This window comes from Chryseobacterium carnipullorum (assembly GCF_003815695.1).
Lineage (GTDB): Bacteria > Bacteroidota > Bacteroidia > Flavobacteriales > Weeksellaceae > Chryseobacterium > Chryseobacterium carnipullorum.
In genome coordinates, this window is sequence record NZ_CP033920.1 from 4,689,184 (window position 1) to 4,705,959 (window position 16,776).

The 16,776-nt window shown below is 36.4% G+C and carries 11 protein-coding genes; 1 reads left to right on the top strand and 10 read right to left on the bottom strand.

The genetic code is table 11. The features are described 5' to 3' along the window. Positions 1–627: 627 nt before the first annotated feature. Together EG346_RS21365 and EG346_RS21370 are read right to left on the bottom strand one after the other, a co-directional pair. Positions 628–2,055, bottom strand: coding sequence for a tetratricopeptide repeat protein (locus EG346_RS21365; RefSeq protein ID WP_123881419.1), 1,428 nt, complete (start codon positions 2,053–2,055; stop codon positions 628–630). Between the two features lie 87 nt (positions 2,056–2,142). Beyond that, entirely contained in the window at positions 2,143–3,594 is a 1,452-nt protein-coding gene (locus tag EG346_RS21370) for a tetratricopeptide repeat protein (protein ID WP_123881421.1), read from the bottom strand. A 357-nt stretch (positions 3,595–3,951) separates the two neighbouring features. Here EG346_RS21370 and EG346_RS21375 point away from each other — a divergent pair, with 357 nt between their 5' ends. Continuing rightward, the gene (locus EG346_RS21375) at positions 3,952–4,431 is read left to right on the top strand and encodes a GNAT family N-acetyltransferase (protein ID WP_228426305.1); all 480 of its coding nucleotides are present in this window, start codon (positions 3,952–3,954) and stop codon (positions 4,429–4,431) included. Positions 4,432–4,495: 64 nt separating this feature from the next. On the opposite strand, the gene EG346_RS21380 is transcribed toward EG346_RS21375, so the two are convergent. From EG346_RS21380 to EG346_RS21415, 8 genes are all read right to left on the bottom strand, one after another. Continuing rightward, complete coding sequence (locus tag EG346_RS21380) at positions 4,496–7,606, bottom strand: lantibiotic dehydratase (RefSeq protein WP_123881425.1); 3,111 nt, start codon at positions 7,604–7,606, stop codon at positions 4,496–4,498. Next, the gene (locus EG346_RS21385; RefSeq protein ID WP_123881427.1) at positions 7,596–8,801 is read right to left on the bottom strand and encodes a lanthionine synthetase C family protein; all 1,206 of its coding nucleotides are present in this window, start codon (positions 8,799–8,801) and stop codon (positions 7,596–7,598) included. The genes EG346_RS21380 and EG346_RS21385 overlap by 11 nt, the downstream gene beginning before the upstream one ends. Continuing rightward, the gene (locus tag EG346_RS21390) at positions 8,785–9,009 is read right to left on the bottom strand and encodes a hypothetical protein (RefSeq protein WP_073334893.1); all 225 of its coding nucleotides are present in this window, start codon (positions 9,007–9,009) and stop codon (positions 8,785–8,787) included. Before EG346_RS21390 ends, EG346_RS21385 begins: the two co-directional genes overlap by 17 nt. Continuing rightward, positions 9,006–10,718 carry a S41 family peptidase gene (locus EG346_RS21395; RefSeq protein WP_123881429.1) on the bottom strand — a complete coding sequence of 571 codons (1,713 nt, stop codon included), beginning with the start codon at positions 10,716–10,718 and terminating at the stop codon, positions 9,006–9,008. The genes EG346_RS21390 and EG346_RS21395 overlap by 4 nt, the downstream gene beginning before the upstream one ends. A gap of 99 nt (positions 10,719–10,817) precedes the next feature. Continuing rightward, complete coding sequence (locus tag EG346_RS21400; RefSeq protein ID WP_073334891.1) at positions 10,818–11,036, bottom strand: hypothetical protein; 219 nt, start codon at positions 11,034–11,036, stop codon at positions 10,818–10,820. A gap of 318 nt (positions 11,037–11,354) precedes the next feature. Further along, positions 11,355–11,987 (bottom strand): DJ-1/PfpI family protein, encoded by a 633-nt coding sequence (locus EG346_RS21405; RefSeq protein WP_123881431.1) that lies wholly within the window; start codon positions 11,985–11,987, stop codon positions 11,355–11,357. A gap of 100 nt (positions 11,988–12,087) precedes the next feature. Further along, complete coding sequence (locus tag EG346_RS21410; RefSeq protein ID WP_123881432.1) at positions 12,088–13,089, bottom strand: GlxA family transcriptional regulator; 1,002 nt, start codon at positions 13,087–13,089, stop codon at positions 12,088–12,090. A gap of 169 nt (positions 13,090–13,258) precedes the next feature. Beyond that, complete coding sequence (locus EG346_RS21415; protein WP_123881434.1) at positions 13,259–16,744, bottom strand: glycosyltransferase family 117 protein; 3,486 nt, start codon at positions 16,742–16,744, stop codon at positions 13,259–13,261. Between the last annotated feature and the right edge of the window lie 32 nt (positions 16,745–16,776).

The following is a 16,776-nucleotide window of genomic DNA, read 5'->3' on the forward strand; positions in this document are numbered from 1 at the left end:
TAAACCTAAATTTTTGAATAACGGTCAGCATTCAGCTTAAAAAAACCAGATAACCCGAACGTCATAGAATAAAAAAGCTGCCTGACAAAGCCGGGCAGCTATTCCTAATTTTTACTAACGAGAACAATTGAAAAATTATCCTTCTCAAATTTCTTATATAAAATATTGAGAACCAAAAATCTGCCTTCTACTTATGTACGACTCCAAAATACCATCTTGTACGTGTTTACAAAATAAAAAGAATAATTTTTCTCATCAGTTATTAGTCTCATCATAATATCTGACTGCAAAACATAACATGAATAGCTTATTAAAACTCTAAAAATCAAACACATAGACACTAAAAAATTAAAATTCACAGATGTCAAAAATTAAGTATAAATCGATAATTAATGAAAAAAAATCGCGATGTAGTACCTGTGTAGTAGAATATTTTTTCTCACTTTCTAATAAAAAGCGCAAATTTGAAACTATAAACAATAAGTGGTGAAATTGGGTTTTCAGTTATGATGGAAAAAAAAATTTCGAGGGCTGTCTGATATGATCAGGCAGTTTTTTTTGTTTACAATAGTCTTGTCTATACTTAAATTGAATTTCCGGAAGAAGGATCGGAATATCTTCAACGAATCAGATCAGGCTGTCAAAAAACTGATAGGTATCTGTCTCCGTTGGAATATTTAGTTTTTTCCTAAGTCTGTATTTTTTTTGCTGGATGGATCTGGGCTGTACACAAGTGTAGTTGGCTATTTCCTTGGAAGTGAAATGAAGTTTCAGCAGGGCACAAAACACAAGGTCGGAATTTTCAAGATCGGGATTGATACCCAGTACTTTTTCAATAAAGCCGGGATAAGCTTTCTTAAAAGTATCTAAAAATGTGGGATCATTTTTTCTTGCGAGCTCAATTACATCTTGCTGACTGGTATTGTATATTTTATTTTCCAGTTCTTTCGTTTCATCTTTAAGCTGTTTTTTTCTGCTCCTCAGCTGTTTTATGATTTTCCGGGCATAGATTCCAATCAGGGCGAAAACCAATGCAGAAACAACGATAATTATCATGATAGTATACCTGTGATTTTTAGTATCTGTTTCCGTTTCCACAATAAAACTATCCATGTCATCATTAATCGCTTCCAGCAACGCAGTATCGGACCTGCTCCTCTCGTGGGTATAGGCCTGTAAATACTTAAGGGCTTTTTCTTTATCTCCTTTACTTTCATACAGCGATTTAAGATCTGTATAAATATATTGGGTATATTGGGCAAAGACAAACTTTGTTTTATTATTGATTTCCAACGCCTTCAACAGCGACTCCTCTGCTTTATCGTATTGTTTGGTGATTAAATAATATTCTCCCAGAACCGTATTGGCATTAAGAGCCACCCCATCTGTTCTCCCCTGTCTGTTGCACGATTCTGCAATTTTGGATAGGTAGATCCGGGCTGAGTCCATATTTTTGAATCCATATAAATAAAGATCTCCGATAGCACATTCTGTCCTTCCTGATTGATCTAATTTTCCTCCTTTACGAAAATATTCCAGCGCTTGATTGTACTGCTTTTTACGGTAAAAATAATCCCCCCGTTTATAGTAAATCTTAAAGAGAACATCATTCCGGAAAGAAGATTCCTTAGTATTCTCTATATAATTCATTGCTAATGTATTGTACTCAAAAGACTTGTCCAGCCGTTTAAGATAGACCTGAAAATTACCGTAATCATTATTGAATTTTGCTTTATGGATATTATTTTTTGAATCCTTCAGTATTTTATTGGCCTTATCAAAAAAAAACTCTGCTCTTTTATAGTTTTCCAGAGGCAGATTTACATTGGCCAAGTTCAGAAAGCACAATGCCTTTCCTTCATTATACCCTATTTTTTCTGCTTTTTCATAATACGTTTTGTTCAGTTTTACGAGAGACTCGTAATCGCCGGAAAGACGAAATTTTTCATTTTGCGTGAGTAAAGGAGAATCAAAATCATTTTCATACTTATTGTGGAAATCATAAGTACATGAAGTCAAAATAAAGAGTAAAATGAAAAGAAAACAGCGTATCATGTACGTTTTATATTATATTTAGTTATATTTTTAAATGTAAGTGAAAATTTCAAAGTCTGCTGTCAAATGTAAGGTTTATTCCTAAATTCATTCATTGGAGTTTTTTCCTACACGATCAAAGAAGTCATAGATATCCTGATCCCCTTCTATGTTCAATTTTTTTCTGATCCTGTACTTTTTCTGCTGAATGGATTTGTGCTGAACAAAGGTGTACTCTGCAATTTCTTTTGAGGTAAAATGAAGTTTCAATAAGGCACAGAAAGCCAGCTCAGAGTTCTCAAGATCCGGATTAATGGCCAGAAGATTTTTAATAAATTCAGGATTCAGTTCTTTAAACTTCATCAGAAATGAAGAATCATTTTTCTTTGCGAGTTCAATGACTTCCTGAAGTTTTTTTTCATAAACACGGCTTTTCAAGGTGTCAGTTTCTGTTTTCAGGCTTTTTTTCTTGTATTTTAAAAGCTGTATCTTTTTCCGGACATATAATCCGGATACAGAAAGGGTTACAAAAGAGAGTATTCCTATGATCCATAAGTCATTTTTCCTTTGGTCCGCTTCTTTTTTGGCTTCTGATATAAAACTGTCTGTTGTTTTATTGATAGCTGCAAATCTGGATTCATTCAGTCTGTTGTCTTCCTGCAGGTACCTGGATAAGTAGTAGTATGATTTTTCATCATCTCTTTTCATCTTATACAATTCTGATAAAGCTTTATAGACGTCTTTTATCTGGAAAGAATAGGTCAGTCGTGTTTTAACACTCATCTCCAATGCCTTTTTCAACATTTTTTCTGCCTCATCACTATGTCTGATTTCCTTATTGTAGTATCCTATTGTATAGTAGATCCATAGCTTTTCAATATCGGGTGTTTTCTGACGATTCATCATTTCTTCCGCGCGCAAAGCATAGATTCCGGCTGAATCCAGCTTGTTGGTATACAGGTGATACTGGGCAATCATACAGGTAGAATAAGCTGATTTTTCTAAAACATTTCCTTTATGAAAATTCTTCAATGAATTTCCCAGCTGCCCTTTCCATGCAAAATAGGTTCCTCTGTTGATATAAATTCTTGGCAGTAGCTTTTTTTTAAGATTTGAATCCGGCGCTTTTTTTAAAGCATACAAGGCTGAATCACTATAAATGACCGCCTTATCATACTGTTTGAGGTGGGAATAATAGTGAGCATAACTGTCATAAAATTTGGCCCGGTGAAAGCTATTTTCTGAATGTTTAAGACTTTCTCCTGCTTTGTCTAAAAGGAGGTGCGCTCTTTCGTAGTTTCCTTCTGTAGAATTCACATTGGCAATATTAAGAAGACAAAGCCCTTTACCTTCTTCATATCCTGATTTTGCTGCTTTTTTAAAATATATTCCATTGAGTTTAACGAGTGCTTCAAAATTACCTGAAGAATTCATTTCATTATTCTGCTCTATCAAAGGCTGATCAAAATCTTCTGTTTGACTATAAGGAGAAGTCTGAGTGCATGAAACAATAATAACTAATATAACCATCCGTAGAATACGGACTATCAACTTTTTCATAATAGGATGGTACACATATATAATTTATCAGTTATTTTCCTCGGTACATATTGATCTTTAGGTGCTGCTTATCAGTTTTTTACTGAAAAAACCAATCAATATTGAATATATTAACGAAATAGTTGTTAGTTTGTTATAAATATACACAAATTTCACTACTAAATTGAATGAAATACACAAAAACAAGCGATTCATTAGAAACATCCTTGTTTACGATATTAATTGAAAAATGCTGGAATTTATTTTTCATTAAAAAGAATGATTTTATTTAGAAAATATTTTCACAATTAAATCATATATAGCGAAAAATATTAATTTAAAATTTTATTTCCCATAAATATCGACTACCGTCTTCTCATGTCTCATGAAAGCAGAAAATATAGAATCATCAGGCTTGAAAGTCTGAAGAAATTTCCTGAATCATTTGGAGCAAATTACCAGGAAGCACTGAAAATCGAAAAATTCCGGCTGGAAAGTGATATCGAAGACCAGAATCATGACAGATTTGTCCTCGGAGCATTTGCCGATGAAGAACTGGTTGGAATCTGCGCTTTTGTGATGGATGAAAATGGGAAAGGCAATATCTATCAGATGTACATAAGAGAAAATTTTCAGGGGAAAAATATAGGTTTTAGACTCATTCAGGCTGTTATTGAAGAAGGTAAGAAAAGATTTAACGGTATCGATATTTTCCTTGAAGTAACGGATAAAAATGAAAAAGCATATCATCTGTACAGAAAAATCGGATTTAAAGAAGTAAATGGCCCTGTGGAACAAAAAGAAATGATTGGAAATACGCAACTTTCTCTTCATACGAATGATTATTCCAATCAATAAAAATCATTAAAAAACAAGACCTCCGAACCCTTGATCCGGAGGCCTTTTCAATTATTTTAATGATTTATAAAACAGGAATTTCCTTTTTTGCTGTTGCTTTGTTTAACCGGGTTTTATAGTATTTAAGCATAAAATTGTAGATGACCAGTTCTTGCTTTCTATGTTGGGAAACAAGAAGCCGATTAAAAAACATATGAATTAAACTTCCAACATAACTATCGCGGTTTTCTCTCCCTTTTTCACTCAAAAGATTATCAAGGGAGAATGAATTGAGGAAAGAATCAAATAGTCTGTAAATATTCGTTAATTCACTATTTTGCAACCCTATAGAGCTATGAATTGACTGTTCAAATGTTTTATATTTAGTCGCTATGACTTTTGTCAAAGCTTTATTGGAATTAAATTCCTGATTAAACTGAGTGCTTAATTGGGTAAAGAATTCAAGCTTTCCGTCCAGAGTATATGCAAATTTATCCAGCAACTTATCTGTAAAGACTGTACCTGCCAGCCATCTGTCTTCAAAACTTACTTCTTCAAGTTCTCTCAGCAGGAGCATGACCATTGTACTTTCTTTGCCGAAATAGATTTCGGTAAATTCAATACCTGCATAATCATATCTTTCCAATTCTCTTTTGTAAGTCGTAATCTCAAATGCTTTAATGATATCCTGCTCGATGTAGTTTTCCATCGCCTCTCTGATATGAGCAAAAAGATCGTTGTATATTCCATAATTTTTAATAAAATACCTTAGTCTGATATGATTACCCTTCTCATTGTATCTTATAAAGAAAAAATTGCTGATGAGATTTTTCTCAAATAACTTTCCGTTTAGTTCAAAAAGTTCGTTTCTAATCAACGAATCCATTTGTTGCTCACCGGTGTAAATATTCATATACAGACACTCGGAAAGTGGCGACAGTTTAGCCTTGCTTTCAGAAAAGTCTTTAAACTGAAAATTCTGTTTTTCATCCTGAATGATAACAGGAATTATCGGCTCGGAGTAAAAAGGCTTACCGTTTTCATCAAGAACGTTGGATTTTGCTTTAACCAGATCTTCCACTAAGGTAATTTTTCCTTTTTTCGAGATCATAGAAATGAAAAGGCGGATAAAAATGTCAGAAGACAGATCAAAAAGAAGTTTATTATCGCCTTCCACCAGGTAAACATGGTCAGGAATTTTCCATTCTTCTTTGAATTTTCTAAACTCTGTTACCTGTTCTTCTTCTTTTGCGTTTAAAAATATCAGATCGGTTTGGTTCAGGTTCCAGGCAGCCTCTTTGACGATTACTTTTTCAATTTTAACACGGGGAGTAAATTTAGCAAAAGAATCTATAAAACCCCATGAAAAACTGATTGAGCAATCCCATTGAACCTGGATCAGGGAGAGAAACCGATAGATATGAGACAAGTTCTGCAGCTGGAAATTATGAGAATTACTGAGACGCGGAACAATAATCTTCCCTGTATTTTTATTTCTTAAAATGACCTCTTCACTTCTTATGGAAATTGTGATATCAGAGAGTTTTATCGTATTTTTGTTTGTATCGGAAGGGGCCGGAATATTGATGAGAATTTCGTCTTTCAGATAGTTTTCTCTTACGACCAGATTTCCATGTCTTAAACTTGGAAGGTCTACGATTTCGGCATATTCTACCGATTCATGGAGGTTGGCATATTCTATTTCTACAATCTTTTCCGCCAGCTTCTGCAACTTTTCAGAACCATGGGTAAATCTTCCCATATTATTAAGCGCACTGGAACCGAATGCCCCGTGAATCGCCGTTACTGTATGATCCTGCTGATCTTTAAAAAGCGTCATATTACAGTTGAGCGTCTGACTGAAAACCCTTGAATAGGAAGGTTTGAATTTTGAACACTCTTCTTTTGTCAGGACAATTTCATCTTTACCAAATTGCAGGGCATGCTGATATTTACTAAACAGATATTCATCTACTTCGGTAAATTTATAATCTCTGCCTCCTCCGGTCTGAAATAAGATTCCGTCCAGAAATGGTGTGGAAATACTGCTTACCCGGTCTGTAAAGATACCCAGCTCAGGATCGATCACGTGTAAAAGAGGCAGTTCAGATTCTCCGTATTTATCTTTAAATTCATCAATAAACTGGGTCAGTGAAGGATCTTTTTCTTTTCTTCTCGAATTCAGGTTCGACAGGGATTGAAGCGTATTTCTGACATTGTGAAAAACTTTGCTGTTGATCTCTGCTTCCCCATCTCTGAAACTGGTAACATCAATATTCTGCATCTCATTCAAAAGCAGGTTCTCGAGCTTTTCAGACGAGCCGGCATCTGATTCTTTGATGACTGTTTTCAAATTATCCTGAAGCTTAATGACATCATTAATCATCTGATCAACAGTTGTTTCTTTTTCTTTTATTAAAATGATCTCCCCGTTGGTTTTGATCTTTTTTAATTTTTCAATGAAAGCCTCTACATAATTATTGGTAGCGGGTGACGGAAAAATATCCATCAGCATTACATTATTTTCAATCAGCTCATAAAGGTATTCTTCTACTTCTTCCCTTTCATAGCCCTCTTCCTGAAGTTTTGAAGAAAGATCTTCAAAATAAATCCCTTGTTCCGTTTCTGAAAATATGGATTCCAAAACATCGTTGGTAACAACGGATGACAGTCTGTAGTTCATAGAATGAGGCCTGATATACAGTTCATTATACCGTATATTATCAGCAATAGCATAAGCTGTTTGATTGGGATACAGAAAACTGTATTTCCAAAGGTTTTTACATCCGTTGATCTCTCTGCTTAATTCATAAATGTAGCTAAGGCTTATTCTCATGCGGATCTCGCTCTCCTCTATCTGCACAGAAAATTGATCACCTCCTTCTTTAAGATCACAGACACCATAGGTTGAAAATAGTCCGAAAGGGGTAGATCTGGAGCAGTAACGTACATAATATTTGAGGTAGCTAAAAAACATTTTTTCCGGAAGATCTCCGGTTTCTAATGCTTTGGTAATTTCTTCAAATAAATTTTTTGTAGCATACAAAACGGCCAGCCTGAAATGTCCTGTAAAGGTTTTTTCCACAAATTTCAGCCCGTCTGAAGAGATCTCTGTAATCTCACGGATAGGTTTAAGATCATCAATAGATCCTACGGGTGTTCTCAGGATTATTTTATCTATAAATTCAATGTTCATGGTCGAGTAAAAATAGTTTTTCTAGTGGGTTTTTATAGTTTTCATGGGTTATGGCATACAGCTGAAGTAACAGTCCTGTGCGTCCCTCCAAAATGGTATCTTGCTCTATCCAGCCTTCACTACCAAGCCAGGTTCTCATTCCTGTTTCCGGATGATTGCCGATGGCAAGGGTATCATGGGTCCAGAAATCTGTTGCTTTTTTAAAAGCTTCATTTCCGGTAACCCTGTACAGATAATGATACATCATGATAAGTCCTGAACTTCCATGGCATAAGAATACATCTACAACTCCGGTTTTTCCATATTCTCTTTCTGTGGTTTTTACCAAAATTTTTTCGGCTTCGGAAATACTTTCCTGATTACCCAATGCCTTACCATAATGCAGCATGGCAATTCCTACGCTCAGATCACCATAACACCAGGCCAGACGACTGCTGTCTGTGGCTATGCGTTCTCCATCTCGCACAGTAATGAAATTCGGGAAACTGGATCCGTCATAATCTCCCTGTACAGATCTTATGAAACGGTAGGATTTATCAAGCATTTCTTTAATGGTTTCCTTTTCAATTCCTGCTGTATATACATTGCTGAGCAAGCTTATAATACTGGGAATTCCATGCGCAAAACCAAATGAAAAACCTTCCACTTTACTGTAAAGTCCTTTTGAAATCCAGGCGATTTTGTCTTCGTCTACCGGTACCGACAAAGATTTAAGAAGATAAACCACCGTGATGATCCTTTCTTTTATCTGATGTTTAAAATCCTGATCTGTACTGAAAGAGTATAACTCAAGACAAAGAAACAGCACACCCATAAAGCCATGGAGGTAATCAAAATTTCTTTTCCCGGCATAGTACTCCAGAAGTTCATCTGCATATTCGGGAAATTCTTCAAACGATTCCTCTATCGGATCATCAAAGTACTTGTTTTTGGTGAGATAAAAGATCAGATAATAGATGCCTACAGAACCGGAGCATAAGGAAAAAACTTTGTCTTCCTGCAATCCGTTAAGAGATTTATCCAGATAATGTTCAAACTTTTTAAATGCATCATTATCATTAAACAGCTTGTGTTTCTCAAAATAATACAAAGCCAGTCCCGGATATCCGGTAAAGATCCCAAGGTCCACAATATCTTCTTTAATTTCCTTTTCACAGATTTTGATCAGTTGATTGATTTCATTTCGTCTTTCCATGCAGTATTTTTTTTCTGATCAGATAGGCAATATAATAGATCACCAGAAGAACAATAAAGAGTATTAACGTTCCGAATGCTACTTCCATAGTGGATTCAGAATTTCTGTATATTTCTATCAATGAAACGGTTTCATAGTCTAAGTACATCAATAAATTGATGGTGATGAAACTTATCAAAAAAAGGGTTATAATACGTTTGGTTTTCATAGTTTTTTATTGATATGATTAATAGCTGCTTTAAGCTGGATATCCTCACCTTTCAATAAAGAAACGGGAGTTTCCTGAACCAGAATATCAGGTTTGATTCCCGTTCTCTGGGTAGCAGCATAGTCCGGCAGAAGCACACCGATGCCACTCATACGAATTTTTGTTTTTCCTGGTAAGGTGATCACCATGACATTTCCATTAGTTCCTGCGGTATAATCGCCTAAAGTAACTGAGTTTTTTATTGATTTCATGGCCAGAAGCATGCTTTCGCCCTGGCTTTGGGTATATTCGTTGATCAAGAGAACCACGGGCCTTTTGTAAGCATCTTTCTTAGAAGACGGAATATGCATTTCGTTCTCTATGGTCCTCATCATTCCGGGATAATGAATATCTGCTCTGTATAAATTCATAGTTTGAAACGGCCTGTTATCAAAATATTTCAGGAAGTCCACCGCAATCTCATTGGGATAAGCGCGCAGATCAAATATGATCGCTTTGCTATTTCTGATTTTCTCAAAAGACACCCTGAAATTTCCAGAAAAAATATCATTGATCCTGATGTATCCGATATTCCGGTCTATGATTTCAGATACTGCTTTACCTGCATTAGACTTATATTCTTTTTCTTCAGCTCCCCTAGCCGTGTTGATATACGTTAATTGTTCGTGGATTTTAATGATCTTGTTCCTCCGGATTATCTGTAGTTCTGCTGTTTTCTTTTTAGAGAGCAATAATAACCTGTTAATATCCCGGCGTAAGACAATTTCATTGGAACCTGAGTTTTTTTCTTTTAAACTGTCCTGAATCACAACAATATTCTTTCCGTTAATGCTCAGTATTTCATCCCCTTTTTGCAGTGCACTTTTGATTGAGTTGACAATATAACCTTTAACAAATGTTCTTTCTTCCAATGTTTTTAAAACAACATTTCCCACATACTTTCCCTCATATTCGTCAGAATCTCCCATTTTAACGGCAACATGGCTATCTTTCAACCGGGCACCAAAAATCTGTACAGCTGAATAATACTCCTGTTCGTTCTCAGCATTGATGAATAGAGGCAACATTTCAAAAAAGACATCGTTCCAGGCACCGGAAATGGTCTGAAAGTAAGGATAATAATAACGAACGATATTCCAAAGTTTGCACAAAGCGAGAAAACGTTTTGCCGGCGTTGTCTTTGATTCATCATAAAACAGAGAATCATTTTCAAAGTTGAGTTCGCCATTTTCTTCTGCTGTAACAAGCTTTGATTCGGAATAATGGTAAGATTGTGTAATGAAATGTATTAATTTTTTCTTATCATTTTCATGGATGAAAGGAGAATTCTCAATCCAGTTTTTATCCGGAAAAAAACCAATATAATGCTTATCAGCAGTAGTTTTATTGGTAGAGGATAATGGAATGATTTGAGAAATCGTAGTATTAAAATCAGTGCCGCCCGCAATGATTTTATTATAATTCCTGATCAGAGATGAATCGATCGTTTGAAGAAGATCAGGGTCCGATGAATGGTATTTAATAGCCCCCCAGACCTTACATAATTCCAGAAGTTCTTTCTCTTTTCCTGTAGCAGAAGAATCACGTCCAACACCTTCAATAGTATTGTAGAACAGAATATTTCCCTCTTTTTGTTTCTTTTTTGTACTGAAAAAGAAAATCCCGATCAAAACCGAAACCAGAATTCCCAAAAAAATTTTGATTTTCATAAAATTAACAGCTAAGAATTCCCCTGCACTATGGCATATAAAAACACAGATGATCTGTTAATTAAAACAAATCATCTGCAGCAAATGGTTAGCTATTTTTTACCACTTAGTACTGTGGAAGAATCCACACCATGTACATGCCTTCTTGAAAGTTGTGGAACCTCCGTCGAAACACTTGTCATTAAATGTTGGAGTATCAAAATCTTTAGAAACCCCAACTTCAATTTCTGCTGCACCTCCTTTTACAGAGCTCTGCTCTACTTTTGTTAACTCATTGATAACTTTCTTATCAAATTTAAGTTTTGTTAATTTTTTCATGGTTGTTAATTATTTTAATTGCAAAACAAAAATAAAAAAATAATTTACATACAAAACAAAAAATCACTAAAAAGAGAAGAAAGAACTTGACATCATTCAAAGGCACGTTATCTTAACAGGTCATTTTATAGTTTGAACAATCTCCGCATTCACATCTATTAGGCCACAGCAAAGGGAATAATAGCAAAAAAAGAAAATAGCAAATGAATAAAAATAATCTACTGCAATGAAAAATAAACCTGAGAAAAACTTTCAAATCTATCGAAAACAGAGATAATAATCGTCTTTTCATCAGTCTTTATTCCTTAATTGACTCTCCTATTTCCCCGAATTCGTATGCTGGTATTCAAAAATTTTCACGATAGCATCCACAGCTTTCTGCCCCAGATGCTTTCCAATAAGGTATAATGCAGCATCTATTCCTGCTGTAATTCCTGCTGTTGTTACCAATTGTCCCTGATCGACATAACGAACTCCCCTTTTAACAGAGCTTTCCGGATTGTACTTTTCCAGTGCATCCAGCAGCATCGTATGCGTGGTAATATCATGACCGGCAAGTATACCCGTTTTTGACAGCAACATACCTCCTGTACATATTGTAAAAACTACTGTTCCACTGTCATATTCGTCTTTTACCCATTTCAATACTGTATTCTGGAAATCATCATCCTGAAGATACGCCATTACATATTCCGGATTGGCTCCCGGAACAACAATCATATCAGGTTTCAGGCAATTTTTGATATCATACGTTGGAATAACCGTCATGGTATTAGCTTCTACCCTCACAGGATCTTTCGTTGTCCCGACGGTATAGCAATTATAAGTTCCCGGATATAAAACATTGGCTTTCACAAAAACATCCAGCGGACCATTCAGATCCAGCACTTCTACCTGATCATAGACTAAAAATGCGACATTTACTGTTTTTGTGTTTCGTACATCTTTCATAAGGTGATAATTAGAGTTAAAATTAAATTTAAAATAAAGGCAAAACTTCTCCATACCGATCATGCCTGATCAGCCATTGAATATTAAAAAGGTAAAATGATTATTCTGTACCTTTAAACGCCTTTCTGTATTGTGAAGGAGAAAGAGAAATATGTTTCATAAAAAGTCTCCGGAGCGATACTGCACTTCCGAAACCACATTGAGCAGCGATCATATCGATACTTATATCCGTATATTCAAGCATATTTTTCGCCTGATCCAGCCTCATCTTTTCGAGGAACCGACCGGGAGTGATGCCGGATTCTTTCAGAAATACCCTTGAAAAATTCCGTACACTCATGTTCATGGCTTCTGACATGTCTTCAATTGAAACGTTCTCTCCAAGTCTATGTTTAAGCAGATTTCGTACTTCCTTGATGAATCGGCTCATCATATCATAATCCGGCAATGCACTTCCAAATTGCGTCTGAATTCCCGGCCTTCGCAAATACAGAACGAGATGACGAGCCACTTCTGATGCCGTTGGCTGACCAAAATCTTCTTCCAACAATGCTAATGCGAGATCCATTCCAGAGGTTACACCACCTGAAGTATATATCTGCTGATCATGAATAAAAAAGGGGTTGACATTCACCTCAAGCTCAGGATAAGATTTTTGTAAAATATCGGCAAATTTCCAGTGTGTTGTTACCTTTTTTCCATTAAGAAGTCCAGCCCCTGCCAGTACAAATGCACCCGTACAGACTGATCCCATACGCCTTACCTTCCCCATTATATTCCGGAGAAAAGTGTAAATATCTGTATTGATATTATCCAGGACAGTAAGATCGGTACCTCCCACCAAGAGGGTATCAACTGGAAAATCGATATCATAAATGGTATGACCGCACGTGATTGGCATCCCGGAACTTGAATACAATATTTTTTCTGCAGTACCGGAGACCAGATAGATTCTGTATTCAGAATCTCGCTGGTCATTCATCATAAAACGGTTGGCTGATGTAAAGACATCACATGGACCTGCAATGTCCAGCAGCTGTACCTGCGGCAGTACCAAAAGCACTATATTTTTCGTTCCTTTAATTTTACCTGCTGTTTTCATAACCGATTCTGTAGATACAAATGTACCGATAAAACGATCCGTCTGCAATGACAAAAAAGATACCGGTTCGGCCAGAATTCGACTATTTTTTTGGCTGGGATTTAAAATAAAAAGGCTCCAAATTTTAATCTGAAGCCTTTTGGCTATATTTTACAATAAGATTTGTAAATTATTGAGTTATTTTAATCATTGCCCTGGTGATCTGATCTTCTTTCTTTTTAGAATAAGTATAATCAAAAGGCTGCATTACATCAAATAAATATTGGTAGAAAGGAGTGATTTTCTGTATATCCTCAGACTCTTTTATGGCCTTTTCTTTACCCATTTGCTGAAGTGCTGTGATAAAAATATTGAATTTTTTATCAACAGGCTCTATGGATTTTATGAGGTAGTTATATGCTTTTTCATTCTGTCCCAGTTTCTTGTAAGCATCCGTAACTGCTGATACCACGAGAGAATATTCCATAGGTTTCACTCTCATCTGTCTTGCCGATTGTTTCTGGAATGCCGGGGAAAGGCTCAGGTAATAATCGTATTCTTCAAAGATCTCTTTTTTGAGAATTTCAGCCAGCTGAAGGCCTTTCTTCTCCTGTCCTGCAATAATATATCCTGTTACCATCGAACTTAATGAACGTGGATCATTGTATTTTTCAGCCGGAATTTCTTTTGAAACCAGATCCAGTATCTCCAGTGCTTTTCCTTTTTGTCCGCTTAATGCCAATGCAGAAGCTGCTCTGCTGGCAGTCATTCTATAGCCCATGATATTTGAAGTAGCGGCCTCATCATAATGAATACCAAGGTCTTTAAAATTCCCCCATCTGAAATTTTTCACCACATCATAAAGTGAATTTGCATTGACTCTACCCATATTGCCATCCGTATTGGGAACTGTATGGATAGGTACCAACCTGTAGCTGAAGCCATCAAACTGCAAATATTCATCGAGGTAGAAAATATTTTCACTGTCATAGACTCCTCCTGATGAAAAGTTAATCGGACGTTTCCAATCGAAATTGGCAAACATATCCAGCATCATCAGGTTATTTTTGTAAAGGGTGTTTCCTTTGTAGGTGATCATGATTTGATTAACAACATTCGGAAGATCTGCCTGGGTGATGATTCCTGCTTTTAAAGCATTTTCTTTATTTACAGGAAGAATAAACTTGGTTACCGGAAGAATATTGTATTCTGCATACTTTTCTTCACCGAAGTACATTTTCAGAAGCTCATCCTTTTCAGGAGATTTGAATTTTAAAAAGCTTACCGCTTCCTTCAGAGTGAGAGTATCCTGAGTGAGGAACTTTCTGAAGGCCTGGAATTCTGTATCAGGAACGCCTTGTTGTTTTAACATAGAGAAAAAGCCTTCCCAATCTTCTTTTTTCATCAGATAAATCTGGTCATTCACCCCGTCTCTGTAATCATCGTGGGTTAATTGGGTAGGAATGCCTGTCGCATTATAGGTTTTCCTTTTGACCTGATCGATATACCACGGCGTTGCCAGAAGAGTAAAATTCACGGTTTTCACATCATCCCGGAATCTTTCCGTTTCCTGGATAGCCCATACAGGAAAAGTATCGTTATCACCGTAGATGAAAATAATATCATCTTTCGGCACTGATTTGAGGAATGAGTAAGCATAGTCACGCGCTGCCGATTTTTTGCTGCGGTCATGCGGTGTATAATTCTGGAAACCCATCATCAAAGGAACTCCTAATAAAATAATGCCTAACGCGATATTGGCTGCATTAGATTTTACTTTAGACTGAAGGAACCATAAAATAGCGCCTGCTCCCATTCCGATCCAGATGGCAAATGCATAAAAGGAACCTACCATTGCGTAATCTCTTTCCCTTACTTCAAAAGGTTTGACTCCGGTATAAAAAACAATTCCTAAACTGGTCAAAATAAATAGGGAAAGGAGGGCATAAAATCTTCCAAAGTCTCTGTTCAACTGAAAGAAGAAACCCATCAGGCCTAAAATTAAGGGTAAAAAGAAAAACTTCACCGTACTTTCATTTTTGAATTTGGTAGGCATTTTATCCTGATTTCCCAGTAAAGCATTATCGATGAAAGAAATTCCGGAGATCCAGTTTCCTCTCGTATTTTCCATTTTCCCCTCAAGGTCGTTCTGTCTTCCCACGAAGTTCCACATCAGGTATCTAACGAAATAATACCCGTTTTGAAATGTAATGAAATAGTCCATATTCTGCGCCAGTGAAGGCTTCTGAACATTGATCAGGTTGTATGGTTTCACTTTCAGGTAATCGGCTGCGGTGATTGATTTATCTTCATACTTCCCTCTCAGTTCATCAAAGATCTGTTTGGCCTGAGGATTATCTGCCACCTCTTCGTTATCATCATTGAAGGTGAAATCGGGAGCTCCGTACATTGAAATGTAATTGGCCATCACATCTTTGTCCTGATTAAACATTCTTGGCATCAGACTCACCTGAGATTTACTGAAAACATAACGGAACCGGTCTCCGGTTTTTCTGTAGGTTCCGGTTTTTTCATCCTTTTCAAAGGTTTCTCCTGTCTTTTCAGTTTTAAAACTTCCGTCTTCATTCTTCTCCATTCCGTTCGCATCAAGGAAAGCGGTATAGTTTTGACCGTAGATGGTAGGCCAGTCTCCGTACTGTTCTCTATTGTAGTAATCCAGCATACCAATTGCGGTATCAGGATCATTAAGATTCATGGGCGGATTGGCATTGGCTCTTACAGGAATCACCATCCAACATGAAAAACCAATGATCATATACACCACAGATAATGCGATGGTCTGATATAGTTTTTTTTTGACTTTCCGGGCATATTTAATGATGAAATAAGAAGCTCCTGTCATCAGAATAAATGCGGCGATCGTTCCTGAATGGAAAGGAAGTCCAAGTCCGTTCACAAAGAATATTTCCAGTCTTCCGAACATCGTCATGATCAGTGGGAATATAATTTTAAATACGATAATCAAAATTCCCAGTGTGATGGCATTCGCCCAGATAAAGTTTTTCCAGGTAAATTTGTAATTTCTGGCGTAATAGACCAGGCAAACAGCCGGAACTGCCAGCATACACATCATGTGAACTCCAACGGAAAGCCCCAGGATAAAGAAAATAAGGATGACCCATCTTTCGTTATCTGCTGCTTTGTATTCGTTTTCCCATTTGGTAACAAGCCATACCAGTAATGCGATAAACATAGAAGCCATGGAATATACTTCTCCTTCTACTGCAGAGAACCAAAAGGTATCTGAGAAGGTGAAGCACAACGCTCCTACCGCTCCTGCAAAAAGAATAGAGATTTCCTGGTGCTTTGTTATTTCTTCAAGGTCTTTGTTTAATAATCTCCTTAAAAAATGAGTGATCGTCCAGAACAGAAACAGAATAGTAAAGGCACTGAACAATGAAGACATAGCATTGATGACAATAGCATAATTCTCTTCATTTCCGAAAGCAAATATACTGGCCACAGAACCCACAATCTGAAATAAAGCCGCTCCGGGAGCATGCGTTACTTCAAGCTTTACGGCTGAGGAAATATACTCACCACAATCCCAAAAACTGAGAGAATGCTCCATGGTGGAAAGATAAGTAATCAGGGCGATCGTGAACATTACCCATCCTAAAACGGTGTTCCATTTTTTAAAAGACCAGTTCTTCATATACGATGTAATTTCAATACATAGTAAGACAA